This is a genomic window from Mucilaginibacter lacusdianchii, from assembly GCF_009770985.1.
Taxonomy (GTDB): Bacteria; Bacteroidota; Bacteroidia; order Sphingobacteriales; family Sphingobacteriaceae; genus Mucilaginibacter; species Mucilaginibacter lacusdianchii.
Genome location: NZ_WSRW01000002.1, coordinates 1,049,126 through 1,070,364 on the forward strand (window position 1 = coordinate 1,049,126; position 21,239 = coordinate 1,070,364).

Annotated in this window: 13 protein-coding genes; 6 read left to right on the forward strand and 7 right to left on the reverse strand. The window is 41.6% G+C overall.

Translation table 11 applies throughout. The features are described 5' to 3' along the window. Positions 1-55: 55 nt before the first annotated feature. Positions 56-1,228 carry a TlpA family protein disulfide reductase gene (locus tag GPM24_RS11400; RefSeq protein WP_158826878.1) on the reverse strand — a complete coding sequence of 391 codons (1,173 nt, stop codon included), beginning with the start codon at positions 1,226-1,228 and terminating at the stop codon, positions 56-58. Positions 1,229-1,546: 318 nt separating this feature from the next. Here GPM24_RS11400 and GPM24_RS11405 point away from each other — a divergent pair, with 318 nt between their 5' ends. After that, complete coding sequence (locus GPM24_RS11405; RefSeq protein WP_158826879.1) at positions 1,547-2,638, forward strand: acyltransferase family protein; 1,092 nt, start codon at positions 1,547-1,549, stop codon at positions 2,636-2,638. A 30-nt stretch (positions 2,639-2,668) separates the two neighbouring features. Here GPM24_RS11405 and GPM24_RS11410 read toward each other — a convergent pair whose 3' ends face one another. Beyond that, positions 2,669-5,812: a PAS domain-containing protein gene (locus GPM24_RS11410; RefSeq protein WP_158826880.1), complete on the reverse strand. Its 3,144-nt coding sequence runs from the start codon at positions 5,810-5,812 to the stop codon at positions 2,669-2,671. A 413-nt stretch (positions 5,813-6,225) separates the two neighbouring features. Between GPM24_RS11410 and GPM24_RS11415 the strand changes: the two genes are divergently transcribed. Then, positions 6,226-6,765 (forward strand): phosphatase PAP2 family protein, encoded by a 540-nt coding sequence (locus GPM24_RS11415; RefSeq protein WP_233268801.1) that lies wholly within the window; start codon positions 6,226-6,228, stop codon positions 6,763-6,765. Positions 6,766-6,841: 76 nt separating this feature from the next. On the opposite strand, the gene GPM24_RS11420 is transcribed toward GPM24_RS11415, so the two are convergent. Continuing rightward, entirely contained in the window at positions 6,842-7,450 is a 609-nt protein-coding gene (locus tag GPM24_RS11420; RefSeq protein ID WP_158826881.1) for a TetR family transcriptional regulator, read from the reverse strand. 135 nt (positions 7,451-7,585) lie between these two features. On the opposite strand from GPM24_RS11420, the gene GPM24_RS11425 reads away from it, so the two are divergent. The 4 genes from GPM24_RS11425 to GPM24_RS22415 are packed head-to-tail and all read left to right on the forward strand — an operon-like array spanning position 7,586 to position 14,165. Next, complete coding sequence (locus GPM24_RS11425; protein ID WP_158826882.1) at positions 7,586-10,822, forward strand: SusC/RagA family TonB-linked outer membrane protein; 3,237 nt, start codon at positions 7,586-7,588, stop codon at positions 10,820-10,822. Positions 10,823-10,835: 13 nt separating this feature from the next. Beyond that, positions 10,836-12,635: a RagB/SusD family nutrient uptake outer membrane protein gene (locus GPM24_RS11430; RefSeq protein WP_158826883.1), complete on the forward strand. Its 1,800-nt coding sequence runs from the start codon at positions 10,836-10,838 to the stop codon at positions 12,633-12,635. Between the two features lie 17 nt (positions 12,636-12,652). After that, positions 12,653-13,888, forward strand: coding sequence for an alkaline phosphatase family protein (locus tag GPM24_RS11435; protein ID WP_158826884.1), 1,236 nt, complete (start codon positions 12,653-12,655; stop codon positions 13,886-13,888). Between the two features lie 31 nt (positions 13,889-13,919). Then, positions 13,920-14,165 (forward strand): CBU_0592 family membrane protein, encoded by a 246-nt coding sequence (locus GPM24_RS22415; RefSeq protein ID WP_439650763.1) that lies wholly within the window; start codon positions 13,920-13,922, stop codon positions 14,163-14,165. 161 nt (positions 14,166-14,326) lie between these two features. On the opposite strand, the gene GPM24_RS11440 is transcribed toward GPM24_RS22415, so the two are convergent. From GPM24_RS11440 to GPM24_RS11455, 4 genes are all read right to left on the reverse strand, one after another. Beyond that, positions 14,327-15,442, reverse strand: coding sequence for a substrate-binding domain-containing protein (locus GPM24_RS11440; RefSeq protein ID WP_158826885.1), 1,116 nt, complete (start codon positions 15,440-15,442; stop codon positions 14,327-14,329). A gap of 161 nt (positions 15,443-15,603) precedes the next feature. Then, positions 15,604-16,773, reverse strand: coding sequence for a DUF5005 domain-containing protein (locus GPM24_RS11445; protein WP_158826886.1), 1,170 nt, complete (start codon positions 16,771-16,773; stop codon positions 15,604-15,606). Between the two features lie 69 nt (positions 16,774-16,842). Then, positions 16,843-18,015 (reverse strand): prolipoprotein diacylglyceryl transferase, encoded by a 1,173-nt coding sequence (locus tag GPM24_RS11450; RefSeq protein WP_158826887.1) that lies wholly within the window; start codon positions 18,013-18,015, stop codon positions 16,843-16,845. A gap of 101 nt (positions 18,016-18,116) precedes the next feature. Beyond that, on the reverse strand, positions 18,117-21,236 hold the full coding sequence (locus tag GPM24_RS11455; RefSeq protein ID WP_158826888.1) for a SusC/RagA family TonB-linked outer membrane protein: 3,120 nt from the start codon (positions 21,234-21,236) through the stop codon (positions 18,117-18,119). Between the last annotated feature and the right edge of the window lie 3 nt (positions 21,237-21,239).

The window sequence follows — 21,239 nt, forward strand, 5'->3', positions numbered from 1 at the left end:
CCGTTCATAAAATATAATTCGGTTCAGTGATTATGTACGGCAATTTTGCCCTTTCTTACAAACCTTTTTCTTTTAATTTGGCTACGATATTATCAATACCGATGTTAAAATCTGTAACCATGCCGGTTTTAGTATTCACTAAAACATAACAAGGAATAGCTTCATAACCCAAATTTTCCTTCAAAACCCCTTCAGTAGCAGGGGTAATCCAGTACTGGGTATAATTGAAGGGGTTTGTTTTTAAGTAAGTCTGCCAAGTCTTGATTTGCCTATCCAAAGCCACACCAACAATCTTAAGCTTTTTATTGCTTTTAAATTGTTCTTGTATCTTCTTTAGTTGGGGATGCTGCTGCCTGCAAGGGCCGCACCACGTCGCCCAAAAATCTATCAATATATAGTCACAACCTTCGGTTAAGTCTTTATAGGCAAGTGTACCTCCCTGAGCGTTTGTAAAGTTAACCGCCGGAAAAATCACATTTTCTTTTGGTGTGTATCGCTTTACCATTTTATCGTAAAGCGTTTGCATGTTATCTATTTTGTCTTTACCTATTGCCTTCTCATCCATGTTCTTTAAAACTGCCAGTATCTCGTCTTTATAAGGATAAGCCCCTCCTGGCAATGGAAGATTAATCAGATTCCTTAAGTTTTCGGCAGAAAGAAGTGATGAATTATGGTCGTTAATCACTTTAAGCTCTGCCAGTATCCTTTTTTTGTTGGCATAGTCTGTACCACGCTGGTCAACATCTTTGTAATACTGGGTGATGATACTGTCATTAAGGGCCTGCTCTCTGTTTAGTTGCCCGCCGTAAGTTTTTATCTTGCTAACAGCCGGGTTAACTGTTAAATGCATGGTTGTGCTATCTATCAAAAACCAATACAGATCCTTACGAGAATTAATTTTTTTGGCTTTAAGCTCCCGCTCGTAAATGGTTTTGTTCATTTCGGCCAACCCACTTAAAAACAGACCGGCATGCAGCACCGTATCTTTTAGCGGTTTGTTAAGAGAAAGCTCGAATCGTCCGTTTTTAATTTCGCTTTTATGAAATTGGGGCTCTTCATACCCTATAATCACGTAAACATATGCTTTGTAAGCACTGCCAGATATGCTCCCGTCAATCTTTATATGTTCATCTTGAGCAAGCAACGGCGTTGCTATAATGGTCAGCAAAACTACCGCAGTAAATTGAAGTGCAGCTTTTGCAAAATTAAGTTTGTTCGTAATTTTCATGGATAAATTGGTTCAGGTTGGTGATAATCTGGATAGGTAATTGTATATCTTAAACAATTAAGAGACAATCCAAGATAGCAAATAATAATTTAACTACCACCAGTGCCTCAATAAATACATGTATGGGTTCGGCGTTTTAAAATTAGATTAAGACTGTAATTGCCCCTACGGTTAAGTCGTAAATTTTGCAGTTCATCACAGAAAAACAAAACATAATCCATGCATTGAATTACTAATTTTTATTGAAAGTGCATTCTTTAGAAATAGTTTTTTACTTTTAACGCTAACCAATCTCGAACATTCCTAAACCACTTTTAGATGAATTCTGCTGATTCCAGTGCAAATCCTTTTAAAACCAAGCAACATTTTGAAATTTTAGACGGCTTAAGAGGTATAGCTGCTGTGGCGGTAATCATTTTCCATTTTATGGAATTTGCGGTACCCGATTACAGCAAAAGTTTTATTGCCCATGCTTACTTGGCGGTTGATTTCTTTTTTTGCTTGTCGGGCTTTGTAATTGCTTATGCTTATGATAACCGATTGCCCAACATAGGCTTATTATCTTTTTTTAAACTTCGGCTTATCCGCTTGCATCCGTTGGTCATTATCGGCTCGGTGCTGGGCTTACTCACCTTTGTTTTTGATCCCTTTAGTACGCTTTACCAGAGCTACGGCGTAGGTAAAACTTTTTTGATGTTTATAACATCTTGTTTTTTAATACCCTATCCACTTGTTAAGGAGCGGTACTTTAATCTTTTTCACCTTAACCCGCCAAGCTGGTCGTTGCTTTGGGAATATATAGCCAACATTTTCTACGCGCTTATACTTTTTAAACTGCGTAATTATATTTTGTGGATATTAACCATAGTTGCTGCCTTAGCCTTATGTTATGAAGCATCTAAATCTGGTTATTTAGGCGTGGGCTGGGGTGGCGACAATATTGTAGGCGGGACCATCCGCGTTTCTTACTCGTTTTTAATAGGTATGCTGGTGTACCGTTCGGGCTGGATCATCAAATCGCGCCTTGGTTTTGTTGCGGTGAGCATGCTGTTGCTCGCTGCATTTTTAGTACCTTATGTAGATAAACTTAACCGTTTTACAGATCCGCTGATTGTGCTTTTCTATTTTCCGTTTTTGGTAGCTTTAGGTGCCGGTGCTGGCCTTGGTTCCCAATTTACCAAATTTTGCAGGTTTTTGGGCGATTTGTCTTATCCCCTTTATATGATTCATTATCCATTTTTGTGGCTGTTTTTAAGCTACCTGGAGGTAAAAAAACCGTCTATGACACAAATGGAAATTATGATCCCTATAGCGGCTTTGTTTTTGATTGCACTGGCTTATTTAATTATGCGTTTTGTAGATCTTCCTATTCGTAAGTATCTTAAGCATAAAATGAGTAAAAAGATTTAGATATAAAATCTAAGCAGCTATTGCAGCTGCTTAGATGGGTAAGCTGAAAGTAAACGTCGAGCCTTTGCCCTCATCGCTGTTTACCCATATTTTACCGCCATGCCTTTCAATAATTTCGGCACATAGGTACAAGCCAATACCGAATCCCGAAATGTGCCTGGTATTACTGGTTTCTACGCGGTAATAGCGTTCAAATAATTTCTGTTTGTCTTCTTCCTTAATACCTATTCCGTCATCCTGAACGCTCACCTGAACGCTGTTTTCAATTACTTGGCACTGCACTACAACCTGCTTTCCCTTGGGCGAGTACTTGATAGCGTTACTGATTAAATTTGAAATGACAGACTCGATCTTATCATGATCGGCACAAACTTCCACTACATTACCAGGTACAAATTGGATATGATGGTTAGTTACCGTTAATTTTGTTTCTTCAATAACATTGATAATCAGGTGTTGTAAAATAAAGCGTGTCTTTTCAATAGCCATTTTACCAGATTCGAGCCTCGATATATTTAAAAAGCCGTTAATCATGGTTTCCATTTTTTTCACCTGAAGGCTTGACTTTTCAACCGCTCCCTGTAAAAAAGCGTCCTCACTTTTTTTCATTTTTAAACCGGCTACCTGCAATAAGGCTTTTAGTGAGGTAAGCGGCGTTTTCAATTCATGGCTTACAATACCAATAAAATCATTTTTGCGTTGCTCATCTTTCTTTTGCTCCGTTACATCCAACAAAACACCACTCAGGCGGATAGCCTGTTGCTGTTCGTTAAAAAGCGCTTTGCCTTTGGCTCTAACAACCCTTGATACCTGATCAAGCGGATTGACAATAGTATAATAAGTATCATAATCTCCGCCCGATGCATAGTTCATAGCGTGTTCGATATTTTGAATAACACGTTCGCGATCTGCTTCGGCAATGGCCGCCAAGGCATCTGATAATTCTATCTCATCCTGCGGCTGTAGGCCAAACCATGCTTTAGTAAGCTCATTACCTACAAACCGTCCTGTTTCAGGGTTCAAATCCCATGTGGCCAGACCAGAAGCGTCAATTGCCAATTGTAATTCGTCCTGACTAACCTTTAAGGCTTCATTTAGCGTAACCAATTCTTCATTAACGGCCGACTGCTCTTCGTTGGCTGATTTCAGTTCTTCATTAGTTGAGGCCAGTTCCTCATTTAACTGCTGAACTTCTTCACGCGCAACTACCTGAGCTGTTACATCAATAGCAGTAAAAATTACACCTACGATATTATCATGTGCATCCCGATATGGTTGGTATACAGAGTCAAGATATAAGGTTTCTATGTTGCCGTTACGGAACATAATCACAGGCCGTTCCTGGGTTTCGAAGGTATTGCCCGTTGTATAAACACTATGCAATATTTCTTCCAGCCCCTGTCCTTTAGCCTCGGGCAAGGCATCAAAAACAGGCCTGTTTTGAATCACCTCGCGCGGTTTACCCCAAAGTGTTATCATGCGATCATTGGCTACATCTACCGTGTAATCGGCACCAAGCAAAATGCTTTTGGCAACCGGCGAGCGCATAATAATGTTATAAAGGCTTTTGTGACTTTGTTCTACCTCTAATTTGGCAGTAGCCAGGTCGGTCACATCAGCTGCCGTATTCATTACGCCGTAAACGTTGCCTTGCTGATCAAACAGCGGCGTAAAATCGTAATTGAAGTAGAACGGCTGTAATTTGCCATTAACCAAAAGGTCAACCCTTTGATTGGTTGCGTGGTAAGGTTTACCGGTGGTGTATACCTCGTCCAGACGCTCATAAACGCCAGTACCTGCCAGTTCTGGCAACACTTCCGCATAAGTTTTGCCAATTAAATCGCTTCCGCGGTTCCATGCATCAATAATAGCCTGATTAAGCATTTCTATTCGCATTTCCCTACCCATGTATACACCTATCGGAAAGGGAGCACTTTCAATTACACTACGTACTTTCTGTTCGCTGGTAGCTAGTTGCTGCACCAACTCCTCAAGCCGGTTCCGGCTTTCGTAAAGCTCTTCGTTAGTAACCCGAATTTCTTCATTCATGGCGGTTAGCTCTTCGTTAAGCGCCTGTTGCTCACTTTCACTTTCCTGTAAAGCCGAGGTACGTTCTTCTACCTTACGTTCCAGATTTTCATTAAGCTCGGCAAACTGTTCCTGCGTCCGCTTCAATTCCTCATTAGTTACAATAAGCTCTTCATTACCCGACATCAGTTCTTCGTTACTTGCCTGAAGTTCCTGATAAGCCTGCTGTAATTCTTCGTTCAGTCGCTGTAGCTTTTGCTCATTTTCCTCAAGTAACTTTCGGGCGGCTACATGTTCGGTCACTTCGTATTTAAAGCTCAAAACAGCGTTAATTTCGCCATTATCATCTCTTAAGGGTTGATATACAACGTTAAAGTAATGATCGCTCAGCTGACCTCCGGTTTTACCAGCAAGGGGTACACCTATTTCCGTATCGATGAATGGCTCACCAGTTGTATAAACGGTGTTTAAAATATTCCAGATAGGCTCATCCTTTATTTCAGGCAAAGCTTCAAGCAAAGGCATACCCAATACTTCACGTCCCGGAAATAACTCTTTTTGATATTGAGGATTAACATATGTAAAAACCAAATCCGATCCACTAACCACCGCAATTTGTGCAGGTATGGCATGAAAAAGCATTTCCATTTGCCGGCTCATGCTGTTTGCACTGGCTTTGGCCTTACGTTCCGTTTCCAAACTATCGGCCAAATGCCGTTTACTCAAAACCTGGTCTGTAACATCCTGGGTTTCGTGTATAATGTAGCTAATTCCGCCGTCATCATCCAGCACCGGCTTGTGCATAGTTTGCCAATAACATTCTTTCAAATGTCCAGGCCTATGAGGGTCTGGTATATCAAAACGGGTTAGGGGTATGCGGTGCGGTTGTTTGGTGGCCAAAACCTGTTCTAAAGATTCGGCAACACCGCCTTCTTTTCCGGCCGACCATTCGGGCATTCTTGGAAAGACGTCGAAAAAGTAACGGCCAACAATTTCTACTCTTGGCTTTCCGATGAGTTTAATATGGTCATCACTAGCAGTAAGTATAGTAAGCTCCGGAGAGAGTACCACACAGCAAATGGGTAGTGTTTCAAAAACGCGTAAAGCAATTGCCGGCAAAGTCGGACTGCTTAAATCTTCCATCATATCCGTTTATTTCAGTAGAAATACAAGAATACGGATAAAATAAAATAAGTAGAACCTGAATTGAAAGGTTGAAAATTATTTTACCCTAAATAACACTCATAACATAAGCGATCAGGTAATAATTCTTTTGCAGCTCACTTGATTTTAATTTGAAAGTATTAATCTGCTAAAAGTGGACTTGTTACATCAGGTTTGCAGAAGATACTTTATAAATATACTCGTCATACAAACTTGTTTTCCGTTCTGTTGTAAAGAAATATAGGAAGCCCTGTTTTATTTTGACAGCAAACTAACTTATAACAACAACAAACTGTACGGTTACCCCTATCTTTACCTGCATGATGTCCTTGCTTTTTAAACAACCGCTAAGGTTTATTTTTGCATTTGTATTTTGCATATCAACAGGATGCAGTTTGTACGCGCAAGAAGTGGTGCCACCAACACGCTGGGACGATAGGGTGTTAATTAATATGGCTAATAACCGCACACCCGAGAAAACTGCTTTTCTTAGATGGATGACCAACACGCAGCTGTATGGTGACATTGGTGTACCTGCCGGTTTGCTTATTGGCGGCATCGCATCAGGCAACAAAGAGATGCGCCAAAATGCTCTTTATGTAGCCAGCAGTACGGCAGTTTCAGCCGGCATAATGACATTGATTAAGCATTTTGTTAAGCGCCCCCGGCCATTTATTCGCAACGTAAAAATTATTCCGGTATACCGTGCAGGTAGTACCTCTTTCCCATCGGGCCATACAACATCTACATTTTCAACAGCTACGGCACTAAGCTTGGCTTATCCAAAATGGTATGTTATTGCACCGGCTTATCTTTGGGCTGGTACGGTTAGCTATTCCAGAATGTATTTGGGCGAACATTACCCAACAGATGTGGTTGGCGGTGTAGCTCTGGGTGCCGGTACGGCTGCATCACTTTTATTTTTGAGAAAATAGCCAAGCCATTTAACAAGTTTTTATACCCTATTACTATTCTTTTATTGATTTAGAAAAGTGACTATAAGCGCTTATTCTATAATGGCACTGTTTCATTCAATCCTAACAACTTAAAAGCCTGTTGCCTATATCTGTTAAGATGAATGTCATAAACTTCAGCATCCTGAATCATGCTCAAATAATAATAGGCACCATCAGAGATTACAAAAATGAGGTCAGCAGCTTTTGCCGCATCGTCGCAGATAATCAAACGCTGATTTATACAGGCCTGGATAAGGTTTTGAAGCCAGCGTCTAAGCAAAAGATGTAATTCCCGAAAGCGGTGCTTAATCACTTCATTCCGAAAAATGAGCGCAAAGCAATTGTAGAATATACTATCATCTATATAACTGTTCCACTTTCTTGAAAATATATTATGCATCACATCTGTCAGCTTTTCAAGAGCATCTACCTGCTCCGTTTCTGACTGATAAATATTTTCATAACGGAGCATAATAAAATCAATCAAACCCAGTAACATATCTTCTTTGGTGGCAAAGTAGTGCACCACCAAGCTTTGATGCATATTAAGCTCTTTGGCTACCTTGCCAAATGAGGTATTTTCAATACCCTCGCGCTTAGCCACTTCGTAAAATGCTTCAATAATACGTTTCTGCTGATCTTCCTTTAAGCTTTTTCTGCCCATATCGTCTTTAAAATTAAAACTTGCCGCGAATAAAACATAAAAAAAATAAATTTACTGAACGGTCAGTTTATTTAATAGATATTTCACGTCAGCTTAATATTGCAACTATTCCTTTGCAGCAAACAAAAAGTTGACATGAAGACACTTTACATTGCATTGATTACATGTCTCTTGCTGTACACCAACCTTGCCTTTTCACAACAACAAAAGGTCACGGGTACGGTAAAAGACGATCTTGGCGAAACGCTTATAGGCGTATCAGTTAAAGAAAAGGGCAAAACAACTGCTACTCAAACAGACATTAAGGGCATGTACACCATCAATGTATCAGGCCCTACAGCCGTACTTGAATTTACGTATATGGGATACGTTAAGCAGGAAGCGGCTGTTGGCGACCGCAAATCGGTGGATGTTATTCTTAAAAAAGACAATGCCGAACTGAATGAAGTAGTTGTTGTAGGTTATGGTACACAAAAAAAGGTAAACCTTTCTGGCGCGGTTGACCAGGTAAGTGCTAAAGCTTTAGCAAACCGACCTATATCTAATGTAGCACAGGGCTTGCAGGGGCTAGTGCCCAACCTTAATATTGATTTTGGTTCGGGAGAGCCGGGTGCTGCTGCTAACATTAATATCCGCGGCATTACATCTATCAACGGCGGTAACCCGTTGATTTTAATTGATGCCGTGCCCTCTGACGCTGTTGAGCTTAACCGTTTGGCGCCACAGGATATCGAATCCATTTCGGTAATCAAAGACGCATCGGCAGCCGCTGTATATGGCGCACGTGCTGCATTTGGTGTTATCCTGATTAAAACCAAAACTGGTACCCAGGATGGCGTTAATGTGAGTTACACCTTTAATACTTCGCTCAATAAGCCAACAGTAATTCCTAAAAAGATTACAGATCCTTATATCTTTTCGAGATTGCTGGAGTTATCAACCAACAATACACCTTGGGACAATGTTAACTACAGCGACCAGTTTTATCAATATGCCAAAGAGCGTTCAGATAACCCTTCCGTTGCGGGGGTAAGGGTAAATCCAACGGATAACAGCCTGTGGGAATACATGGGTAACCAGGATTGGACTCGTTATTTTTTGAGCGATAACACAATCTCTCAGGACCATGCCTTGTCTATCAGCGGAAAATCAAATAAAGCAAATTATTATTTATCGGGCAATTACAATCATCAAAATGGTATCCTTAAAATTGCCGATGATTACTTTGATCGCTATAGTCTGCGCAGTAAAGTAGATTATAAAATTACACCGTGGTTAAGCTTTGGCAACAATACCTACCTAACCATGACGCGCAGGGAAAATCCAACAAATTATTCGATATCAGACATTTATAATTTGTTTCCAACTGATTATGACAAAAACCCTGATGGTACCTGGGCTAATACCAGTGTTGGCCGTACCGGGGCAATGCTTACCGAAGGTGGTAAAAGCAGTGACAAGTACTTTAGTTTGCAAACGCAGTTTAATGGCGAGCTTTCTATCATCAAAAATATACTGAAGGTAAATGCTGATTTTACTTATCGCAGAGGAGCTGATAATTACAATGAATACAGTACCCCATATAAAATTGGTTTTGGGCCAAATGATGTTCGCGAAGAGGGAACCAGCTATGCTCGCAAATGGTCGGGATTTGATGATTATACAGTACTTAATACCTACGCAACATTCACCCAAAAATGGGGCAAGCATGATTTAAGTGTGCTTGGCGGTTATAACCAGGAGTATTCACGTACCGAAGCAAACGACATTCGTCGTTATGGACTAATCTCGGCCTCATACCCAACACTTGGCTTGGCAACCGGAGATCTTACAGCCAGCCAGTCTATCAGCGATTGGGCTATACAAGGCCTGTTTTACCGGTTGAACTATATTTATAACGACAAGTATATCCTAGAGTTTAACGGGCGCTATGATGGAAGCTCGAGATTCCCGTCAGATAAACGCTTTGGCTTTTTCCCATCAGCATCTGCAGCGTGGCGTGTAGACCAGGAAAAATTCATGAAGTGGGCGGAGCCTGTTTTAAGTAATTTCAAATTGCGTGCGTCATACGGATCATTAGGTAATCAGTCGGTGGCAGATTATGGATATATCTCAACCTTAAACCCTTACACTTCGGGCTACTTAATTGGCGGAACCTTGCCCTTGGCGGTATCAACCCCTGGGTTGGTTAGCCCAGATTATACCTGGGAAAAAGTAACTACACGCAATTTTGGTACTGATATAGGCTTGTTTAACAATAAGCTGAACATCACTTTTGATATATATCAGCGTAACACCAAAGGCATGTTAACATTAGGACGAGATTTGCCTGATGTTTTAGGTGCCAGTGAACCACGTGAAAATGCGGCCGATTTGCGTAACCGCGGATGGGAGCTTTCAATAGCCTATCAAAATAGTTTCAATACAGGTAAAGACCCAATTTCATTCGGTGCACGGTTCGTCCTGTCAGACAGCCGTTCGGTAATCACTAAGTTTGACAATCCTAATCAAAGCCTGTTGCAATACCGTAACGGTATGCAACTTGGCGAAATATGGGGCCTGCAAAGCAATGGTTTGTTCCAATCGCAAGCCGAAATTGATGCTTTGGACGAATCATCCATTATTCCGTGGGGAGCACTTCAAATTGTACCGGGCTGGCCAAAATATATGGATCGTGACGGTAACGGAAAAATTGAAACAGGCCTTACTGCAACAGATCCGAAAGATATGTCGATCATCGGAAACACTTCGCCACGTTTCCAATTCGGCCTTGATTTAAATACCAGCTGGAAAGGATTTGATATCCGTGCATTTTTCCAGGGTGTGGCCAAACGTGATTATTATCCGCTCGATTACCTGTACTGGGGTTTTTACCAGCAGCCCTATGCCGGTGGCTACCCGCACCTGCTTGATTTTTACCGGCCTAATAACGATAGCCCTGTTGACATGGCCAAACACTCGCAGGCTTATATCAATGCTGGTTTGGCTAACCAGAATCTTAATTCAAAATATCCAATACTACAAGCCTGGTTGGCCGACGTGAACCTGGGCACCACACCGGGGAATGCTAAAGGCTTAGCCATTCCGCAAACAGGTTATATGCTTAACGGTGCTTATTTGCGCTTTAAAAACTTAACCATAGGTTATACATTACCGGCAAGCCTTACTAAAAAATGGCACGTATCCAATGTGCGCTTTTATGCAAGTGGCGAGAACATCTACGAATGGTCTGCCCTTAAAAAGTTTTTCGACCCGGAAGCCATCAACTTAAATACGGTAATCAACCCCTCGTCAAATACCGTGCGCGGCGGTAATGGATATGCCTATCCATGGCAAAGAAGATATTCAGTTGGCGTTAACTTCAATTTTTAAAACCAAGTTAATTATGAAAAATATTACCAAATATATAACAGGGTTTGCGCTTGCAGCTATAAGCCTGAGTGCTTGTAAAAAAGACTTTTTAGACAGACAGCCGCAAACGGCTTTAGGTACTGATAACTTTTTTAACAGTGAGCAAGACCTGAAACTTTATATAAATAATTTGTACAACTTTCCGGGATGGGGCATTTACAATAATGACAGGGCAACTGATAATGCCGCTACAACAGGTACTGTAGAAATTAAAACCATGATGGTGGGAACCCCAAGTGCCTCTACCATTACAACAGGCTGGAATTGGGAGCAGTTGCGCAGTGCAAACTACTTTTTGACAAATTTTAAAAAAGCGCCTTTAAGCAAAGAAGTTCTTGACCATTACGAAGGTATAGCGCGCTTTTTCAGAGCGCAGTTTTACATTGAAAAAGTAAAGCGATATTCTGACGTACCCTGGTACGACCAGGTTATTAACACCAATGATAATGACCTGCTGATGAAAGCGCGTGATCCGCGCACATTAGTGGTTGATAAAATTATGGAAGACCTCGCCTTTGCAGCAGCGCACGTCAATACAACATCAGATGCCGGAGCGGTTAACCGCTGGGTTGTTAAAGCTTATCAGGCACGCTTTGCCTTATACGAAGGTACTTACCGGCGATATCATAACGAGCTGAACTTGGCTTTTACAGCTACGCGCTTTTTGGAACTGGCTCGTGACGTATCACGCGATATTATAGATAACGGGAAGTTTAAACTTTACACCACCGGCAACCCCAATCAAGACTATGTAAATTTGTTTAACCGAGAAAACCTGAATGGCAACAGCGAAGTTATTTTAGCAACTTACAACGAAAACGGTTTAAGAAACAGCGGCTGGAGTTCTACCGTGTTTGGCAACTATGAAGTATCACCCGCTAAAGATCTTTTACAAGATTACCTGATGAAAGATGGTTCTGCCTATACTAATCAGCCGGGTTATGCAACATTCTCTTTTGTAAAGGAATTTGAAAACCGAGACCCAAGGTTAAGCCAAACTTATGCTTACCCTGGTTTTGTGCTGCTTAACACCAGCACCTATTCACAAGGTGGTGGTTTATATGTACAACAGCTGGCTAAAAACTTTACTGGTTATCACCAAATTAAAGGCTTTGTGAATGATCAAAGTTCTGTTATACAGCAAAACCTTGATGTGCCGGTATTACGCTATGCCGAAATACTGCTTACTTATGCAGAGGCAAAGGCAGAATTGGGCGAACTTACACAAACTGATTTGGATGTAAGTGTAAACCTGCTGCGCGATCGTGTTGGAATGCCACACATGCCACTTGCTCCTGCTACCGATGCGGTTCAGGCGGTTAAATATGGCAACGTTACATCGGCACAAAAAGCGGTACTTTTAGAAATACGCCGTGAACGACGCATTGAAATGGCTTTGGAAGGTTACCGTTTTGACGATTTGATGCGTTGGAATGCCGGTAAATTACTAGAGAAAGAACAAGAAGGTATATATTTTTCGGGCATTGGGCGGCATGATTTGACCGGTGATGGTGTTCCGGACATTATGCTGCTAAACAACAATGAATCTATCCCCGAAGTGAAGGAGAAAAACGCTTTAGGTAGAGACCTCATTTATTATCGTGCAGGTTCGATTGGGCAGGATGCCGGTGTGTTTTTGAAAAACGGCAGCTCCGGTACTGTACAAACCATTGCCGATAATGGTATTTTCCAGGAGCCTAAATATTATTACAGACCAGTACCGCAAAATCAAGTATTATTGAACCCCAACTTAAAACAAATTTTTGGCTGGTAAAACATCAAACAATTAGCATGAAAAAAATTTTAATAGCAGCGGCTTTTATTTTTGTTACCGGTGTAACCGCCGCCCAAAAACAGAAAGTTGTATTTGTAATTATCGACGGCGTTTCTAAAGATGTGATGGAAAGCGTACCTACGCCCAACCTGCATGCTATAGCGCAGGAAGGAGCTTTATTGAGCGCATACCAGGGCGGAGAGCGTAACGAATTTAACCAAACGCCAACTATATCGGCACCGGGCTATTACAACGTACTTACCGGCGTATGGTACCATAAGCACAATGTGCCTGATAATGATATCAAAGCCCCCAACTACAATTATCCAACGATATTCCGCTTATTTAAAAACCAATTTCCTGAAGGCAAAGCCGCCGTCTTTTCGAGTTGGCAAGATAACCGCACCAAATTGATAGGTGAAGGCCTTGCACAAACCGGTAACATTAAAATGGATTATCATTTTGATGGCCTGGAGCTAGATACCGTTAAATATCCGCATGACAAAGGCCGCAAATTCATGTCAGATATCGATCAGGCCGTTACTGATGAGGCCTCACGTGTCATCAGCCAAAATGCGCCCGACCTGTCATGGGTTTATTTGGAATTTACTGATGATATGGGCCATATGTACGGTGATAGCGAACAGTTCCATAACGCCGTGCAAGCTGCCGACCGGCGTGTAGGCCAGTTGTGGGAAGCCATTAAGCAACGAAAAGAAAAATACAAAGAAGATTGGTTGATTGTGATAACCACCGACCATGGACGTGACCCCAAAACCGGTCGCGGGCATGGCGGCCAGTCAGACCGTGAGCGGGCTTCATGGATTGTTAATAACGCAAAGCCAATTAACAACTATGCCAAGCAAACACAACAGGTAAGCGTAGTAGATATTGTACCCACTATATGCCGCTTTTTGAACATCAAATTATCTGCCGATCAGCAACGTGAGTTGGATGGTGTGCCGCTTATCGGCAAGGTGTCATTAGCACAGCCTGTTGCTTCTACAGCAAATCATAAAATCAACCTTACCTGGATGCCGGTTGACAATGAAGGAAAGGTAAAAGTATGGCTGGCCAGTACAAATGATTATAAACAAACCGGCCGGCCCGACCATTACAAACTGATAGGCGAGGTACCGGTAAAGGATGGAAAATTTAATATAGATTTGAGCCGTGAAGCAACTTCTAACTTTTATAAAGTTGTGTTGGAAGGAAAGTATAACACGGTTAACCGCTGGATAATCAGTAAATAATAATAAAACTATGCACCAAGCCTTGCCCAAAATGTTATTTGATATTTTAGGCTGGCTTGGTGCTTTACTTTTTTTGGTTTCCTATTTTTTACTGATTATAAAAAAGTGGCGACCAACCTCTTCTGCCTTCCATTGGGCAAATATTTGGGGTGGGATATTTGTAGGCGCAAGCGCCTGTTATGATAGTTCTTACCCTTCGGCATTTATCAATTTTGCCTGGGCAATCATAGCCTTGTATGGTTTGTATACCGATCAGTTTCGGAAAATCAATCTTTAAAACTTCACAAAATTAGCTATTTTACCTATAGCGCTACCGCAAGGGTAAAACCGTTGCTTCGCCGCTGGCTATCGCATAAAATCAGTATTCTCGACTGACAGGCAAAAAAGAAACTGGTTGATAAAAAATGTTCCTCTGGTAACCAATCAAATGCTTACAGGTTACAACTCATCGCTTGTATCACTGTTACTTGTGCTAACTGAGGCAAGGTTATCGTTGTGATTTTGCTGCGTGCTAACTTTGGGTTGCTTTTTAGCCATACCAACATTTGTAAACGGCGCAGACTCTCTTTCAGCCAAGTGGGTAGACAAGGTCATTTTTTGGGTAGATGACGGTTGCGTTTTGTTTAGCTTTTTTAATAATAGTGTAATGACATGATCGGCAATTTCCACAATAGGTTGTCCAATGGCGGTTACCGAATACAATTCGAACAATGAATAATCGTCGAACGATATTACGGCCAAATCATCCGGAATTTTTAGGCCCAGCTTTTTAATCATTTTTAAGCCACAGGTGCCAATATGGTCTGTGCCAAACAATACGGCGTCCAGTGAGCGGTTCTTTTTTAAATAGGCAAAAATCGGCTCATTAATCAACTCTTCATTTCTGTGAAACTTAATCTCTTTAAGATGTGGCTTCAGCTTAAACTCTTTGATGGCCGTTTCATATCCCGAACGCCGCTCCTGCATCTGCGTTTGTTCAGACAAAAAGGTTATGAAGGCTATATCTTTGTAGCCACTTTCAATCAGTTTACGGGTAGCATTGTACGTACTGTAATAATTATCTACTACCACATAATCGGTATTAACTTTAGGCAGATACCTGTCAAAAAGCACTACAGGGAAACCTTGCTTTATTAGCTGTTCTATGTCTGCCTCTATATCGGGCGGTGGGGCAATAATATAACCGTCTACATGCCTGTCCTGAAATATTTTTAATTGTTCGCGGGCACGCTCAGTGTCGTTATCAGTACTGCAATAAACTATTTTGTAACCATTGTCGTAAGCTCTGTCCTCAATTAAACGGGCTATGGTGGCAAAAAACGGATTGGATATATCCTCCACCATCAGCCCAATGATATTGGATTTTCCGGTGGCCAAACTTTGCGCCAGCGCACTAGGCTTATAGCCAACTTCTGCAATATAATCAGTTACTTGCTTAACCAGTTTTTCACTGATCCGCTTCTCTTGCGCACGTCCATTTAAAATAAAGGATACCGTCGTTTTTGAAATATTCAGCCGACTGGCTATATCTGCAATGGACAATTTTTTACTCACGAAAGGGCTGTTTTTTGATTTTAAGGTAAGTTACAATTTTATTCAGATAATCCGCTTTAGCAAGCCTTATTTCGAACTTATGCTAACGCCAACTAACGCAAAATTAACATCAATATATAAACTTTTGAAGATAGCTCGTCAACTCATTGTTAGCTAAAGCATTATTTTAATTTCAATCTGATAAACCGTGGCCGATACAAGTGTGGGTCTTTATTCAGGTCCTTAATGAATTCAACCGAGTTGATATTGTAGCTGATAAGCAGTTCGCCCGGAGCTGATAAACCAGGGTGGGCTTTTGCATTATATACAACATGCGTTTTCTCGGGCAAATCAATACTGCAATCCCATATCCGGATGATAGGCCCAAAAGGGCCAGCCGGACTGGCACCTAGGCGCATGGCCACATGTTGCCCCATGCCTCCTTCCTGGAAGATTAGTACGTAGCGCCCATCAGGCAGTGCTGTAACACTTAGTTCGTTTGATACACTATTAGTAAGGGCGGTCGCTTTATGCATATCGGCAACCCAGTTGCGGCCATCCCAAAATGTCCATTTGGAAAAATGCTCAAAATTAACAGGTTTTACACGAGCTACTAAAAGTTGCTTTGCCATGCCCTTTACGCCATAAACATAAATGTAACCATCGGGCGACGGAGCACCCGCCTTAACGGTATTAACATATATGCCTGCTCCAAATGAACCTATATCCCCATCATGTTCTAAATAAAATGGGGTATCCATTTGTTTGTAGCTGGCAAAAGGCGCAGGTTCATTTGCAGCTATTTTAATTAGGGTATTACCAACCTCGCGAAATCCAAATGCACCATCACTTACATTACGTACCCGATAGCCAAAAATGTAAATGGCATTGTTCATTTCGGTATTTACAAAACCGTCGCCCAGCCAATAATAGTCTTTAGCTTCTGTTTTAGGTGTGCGGGGTGTAAATACAGGGTCAGGTTCTTTATGCTGGTCTAAATTCCAGTAAAACTTCATTTTCGAAGCCACAGGTTTATTACCGGTAAGGTAAGCTACAGAATTATGAATCATTTTATAGCCCGGCAACATGGTACTATCGGTTACCTGCCCTATCATACTATCGCTAAAAATAAATAGCGTTTGTTGATTATTGCCAGCAGTAACGTGCTCACGCCCGTTTAACGGGATGCTATAAATCCCGTCGCCACCAAACCAACCTTCATTCCTTTTAAACAAATTGGACCAATCGGTGGCACGTTCAACCGTAAATTTAATATGGGTTAAATCTTTGTGTTGGGTTGCTTGTGTAGTTTGAGCTTTAAGATCTGGTGAGTTTAAACATAGTATCCCCATACTGGTACATACAGTTAAAACCGCCCTATATATTAAACTAGCCATTTTAAAAATCAATAGTTATCAAATTTAAGATAGCTTCTTACTGTTTTGCAAAACTTTATACTTTAAAATTAAGTTGCCCAATCCTGTAAGCCCTCCTGCCATCATAAGCACGCCAATAAACTGTGCCTGCGTTAGGCTAAAATTGGCTATGGTGTATTTATGGTTGATACGAATAAATTCTATAAAAAAACGCTCGGCACCATTTAAAACAAGATAGATGAAGAACATGAGACCTGGCGTAATAATACTTTTTCTGAACATCCACATCACCACAAAAAAACCAATGCACAATACAGCTTCATAAAAAGAAGTTGGAAATACACCTTGCACCAACTGGTTGCAGTAGTTTCCGTTACATCCGCTGATGGGTACACCGGCATTGATAGCGTTATGCGGAAAGCGGAACGACCACATCCAATCGGGCAGTAACCTTAGAAATGTTGGTTTGGGCCGTGTATTTACAATACCCCAGTCGCCATCACCCGAAAGCTGGCAGCCGATGCGCCCTACACCATAGGCCAGCATCATACCTGGCGAACCAATATCGGCCAGGTGAACCAGTTTCATACCATGCACCTGCCCAATGTACAAGTACGTTAATGCTCCAAAAATCAGCCCTCCGTAATAAGCAAAGCCGGTGCTGTTAAACAAGGTATCTATCGGGTTGTAAATAAACAAATCCCAATGTTCAATCACATCAAACAGCTTTGAGCCTAATACTCCGGCTACGCCCACAGCCAGTACAATTTTGCCCATCAACTGGTAGGGATGCACCGTTTTTTGAACCAGTTTTGGTACAGGTAGTATTTTCTTTTTATGGTCGGTATACACCCAAAGCGCAAACAGACTGCCCACCACTATACCAACCGGCCAGTAGCCCTGCCCTGAAAGTACATAATTACGAGGATTATATTGAAAAGCTGCATACTGCCATATTACGCCACCCACTTTATAGCCCAATAAAAAGCCGAGTAAAAAGTTAACCATAATATCAGCTACCGATGCTGGCTGGCCAATCATTTCTTGCTTGGTGAAAGCATGTATTTTACCAAGCGCCTCGTACCTTTTAAACTCGGCTGTAAACACCTGGTATGCGGCCAAAAAAGCAACCGCTACAAAAAAGCCAAATGTTTGTACCGGGAATGGTACATGAATGTGAAATAAATACGCCAGCAAATCATTGATGGTAGGAAACATTTACAAAAGCATCAGAAAAAGTGAATATAAAACATTGCTGCAAAGTAACAAAGGCTCACACCGGTTAAGATGTCAGCCTTTGCATAATTTAACTTATTACCTTAAAGCCCAATTTGTAAACCTACGTTAACTACCCGTTGGTTAATATAAGCATCGCCGGCAGTATTGGTTGATACTTCGGGATCTTGCTGATATTTACGGTAATTATCAAAAGTAAACAAGTTATAACCGCTAAAATACAAACGGGCATTGTGCATGTGGAAAGGCAGCCATTTGGTTGGCAGCTGGTAGCCAATATCCACCGTTTTGATACGGATGTAATACGCGTTGATAAGCCAAAAATCTGACATATAAAAACTTGGGCTGTTTATAGAGTTTTTATCCATGGTAAGCCTCGGAAAAGTTGCATTTACGCTATTACTAGGCGTCCACCTTTCTAAGTGAATGGGTTGAAACTGGCTTTGAAACGGTTCTATACCTGTGCCTACTACAGCAAAGCTATAATTGAATGCACCTTGTAATAATACACTTACGCTAAACCCTTTATAACCCGCCTGCAGGTTTAAGCCCAGCGTTGTATTGGTTAAATTAGGATGCCCTATTGGCTTTTGGTCAAAAGCATCAATTATACCATCGCCGTTTAAATCTTCATATCTTAAATCGCCGGGTTGCAAAGGTGTACCGGAAAGGGGCGTTGCAATAGGGTTACCTGCATTTGAGCCTCCATGCGCAACCTGGTAAGCCTTAATGGCGGCAATATCCTGCGCTGTGTAAAAGCCTAAGTAATGGTAACCGAACGGCTGGTTAATCGGCTGCCCTGTTCTGGCCAGATTAGGGAAAGCAGGCGTTGGTTCATCAAAGTATAAAATTTTGTTTTTGGCATACGAGAACACAAACGAAGTACTGAACTGCAGTTTACCAATATTATCATGGTAACCGATTTGCCCATCGATACCTTGATTAAGTGTACGGCCGATATTAACAGCCGGTAGATCTACACCCAAAATTTGGGACACACTACCCGGTTTAATGAGCTGATCGAACCGAACATCATGAAAGTAATCAACAGTAGCAGAAACCTTATCATGCAGCAGGTTCACATCTAAACCAATGTCCAGCTTTTTGGCACGTTCCCACACTACATTACTATTGCTTAAAGAGCCTTCTGCAAAGCTGTTGTAGTTTTGAACAGTTTCGCCAAAATTATAGCCAAAGCCTGGAGTGTAAACTTGGTTATAAACATAGCGGTTGCCTGGTGCTGCATCTGAACCCACTATACCATAGCTGCCTCTTAACTTAAATAAGCTAAACACCGGAAACATTTTGGAAAAGAAAGATTCTTTAGCCAGGTTATAACCAACACTTAATGCAGGGAATACACCAAAGCGGTGGTTTTCGGCAAAACGGTCGGTACCATTGCGCGCTATGTTAAACTCAAATAAATATTTTTGCTTATAATCATAGCCTAATTTACCCGATAACCCGCGAAACTTTTGAGGTACAGCTACCAGCGAACCATCTAAAAATGCATTCGCAAAATAGGTTTGCGATTGCTGGTTGAACAACACTAAACCGTTAAAGTGGTGTGTATTACTAAACGTACGGTCGTAGTTGGCGTACAGCTGCACGTTATAGTTATTAGTATTGATATCTGTGTTACCGGTTAACGCATAGGTATCGTACACGTAAGTAGCTCCCGGACGCAGAGTATAGCGGTTATTGGCAGCATCGTAATGATAAGCCGGGATACCATTGTTAAAAATTTGCTTCGTAAACTGCTCCACGCTGGAGTAAGCTACGCGTGCTGTTGCAGATAATCCCGGTGTTAAATCGTCTAGCTTTTCGGTAGCACCAAACAACACGTTAAAATCTGTTCTTCTGGCGTGCTGATACCCGCCGGTAGCCAGCCTGGCATTTAACGTAGGCAAGTGTTCGGGGTTGAAAGAAGAATAGGCGTATGAATACGTACCGTTAGGGTTGATGTAAGGCGCTGTAAACGGTGTAATTTTACTAAAATTATACACCTCTCCTACCGCATTTTGATTATAAGGCTGATTTAAATCAGAAAACCGGGTACTAATATCTAAACGAAAATCAAGATTCTTGTTGGCTTTCAAATCCAGGTTCGACCGGAAATTGTATCTTCTGAAATAATAGTTGGTATTCACCAAGCTTTGTGGATCTGCAAAATCTTTCACTAAGCCATTCTGACTTAAGGCACCGCCAGAAATAAAGTACTTAAGTGCATTGGTACCGCCCGATATATCCAGGTTAGCGTTAGCCTGATAGGAAAACTTTTTGAAAATAGCATCGTACCAGTTTACGTTAGGATGCCCGTAAGGGTCAGTTCCGTTTCTAAAGGCATCCAAATCGGCTTGTGTAAAAGTTTCAGGGATACCGTCATTGCGTTCTGCTTCGTTAATAAGCAGTGCAGAATTATATGAGTCTAAAAACTTAGGCACTTTAGTTGGCGCCTGGATACCGTTTTCTACACGTAAATTAACTTGCGGTACACCACCTTTACCACGACGGGTAGCCACTACTAATACGCCATTGGCCCCTTTAATACCGTAAATGGCTGTGCTGGAGGCATCTTTAAGAATAGAAATACTTTCTATCTCATTTACGTTAATTTGTTGCAGCTGTTCGTAAGTGTACTCAATATCATCAACAATAATTAACGGACGGTTACCATCCGGATTAAGCGAGCTAACCCCACGGATGAAAAAATCAGAAGCATCACGGCCGGGCTGACCCGAACTTTGCTGTGAAAAGAAACCCGGCAGCTTACCTGTAAGGGCATTTTGCACGTTGGCGGTGGGTACGGTACGAATATCGGCAGCAGATATGGAACTAACCGACCCGGTATTGGTAATACGTTTTTTAGTACCATAAGCTACCACTGATACCTCATCCAAGCCGTTACTGTTTATTTGCAGAATGATATCCAGTGCCTTGTCTGACTTTACCGGAACTTCTTGCTGCACATAACCTACAAACCGTACCAGTAATACGTTAGACCGACCGCGCAGGGTAATGGTAAACTTACCATTGGTATTGGTTACTGTTCCGTTGGCCGGCACCCCTTTCTCTACTATAGATGCGCCGGGCAAAACACCGCCCACGTCTCTTACCGTGCCGGTTATCGTTCTGGTTTGTGCGTACAATGCTACCGGCAGCATCAACCATATAGATAGAAAGAAAAGTAATGTTCTTCTCATTGT